Source organism: Vibrio sp. 1727 (genome assembly GCF_033344415.1).
In the GTDB taxonomy this organism is placed as follows: Bacteria; Pseudomonadota; Gammaproteobacteria; order Enterobacterales; family Vibrionaceae; genus Vibrio; species Vibrio alginolyticus.
Window position 1 is genome coordinate 1 of record NZ_JAWPOT010000675.1, and the last position, 516, is coordinate 516.

1 pseudogene is annotated in these 516 nt (G+C 48.8%); it reads left to right on the forward strand.

The features are described from left to right. Position 1 precedes the first annotated feature (1 nt). Positions 2-516, forward strand: a pseudogene (locus R8O10_RS27545) (proline/glycine betaine ABC transporter permease ProW); the annotation flags it as partial.

Consider the following 516-nt stretch of genomic DNA (forward strand, 5'->3'; position numbering starts at 1 on the left):
GATGTCTACAGAGCAAACAAATAACGATCCTTGGTCGCAAGCCGCACCAACACAAGAAGACCCGTGGTCACAAGGTAGTGAGGCCGCAACTAACAACGATTGGTTGAACAGCGAAGCCGTGCAAGAGACACCTTTCGATATCATGAACCCATTTCAAGATGCCGTTCTCCCACTCGATAATTGGGTAGAATCTGGGTTGAATTGGCTCGTTGAACATGGTCGCCCTGTTTTTCAAGCCATACGAGTTCCGATCGATTTTATCTTGTCCTCATTCGAAACCGCGTTAGTCTCTACGCCGTCACCGATTATGGTGCTGATCCTATTTTTACTCGCGTGGCAGTTTTCTAACTTCAAACTTGGTTTATCAACGCTAGTATCGCTAGTGTTCATTGGCTTGATCGGCGCTTGGTCTCAAGCCATGACCACGCTCGCCTTGGTGCTCACTTCGGTGTTTTTCTGCTTGTTGATTGGCTTACCCATGGGGATCTGGCTAGCCAGAAGCCAAACCGCCGCCAA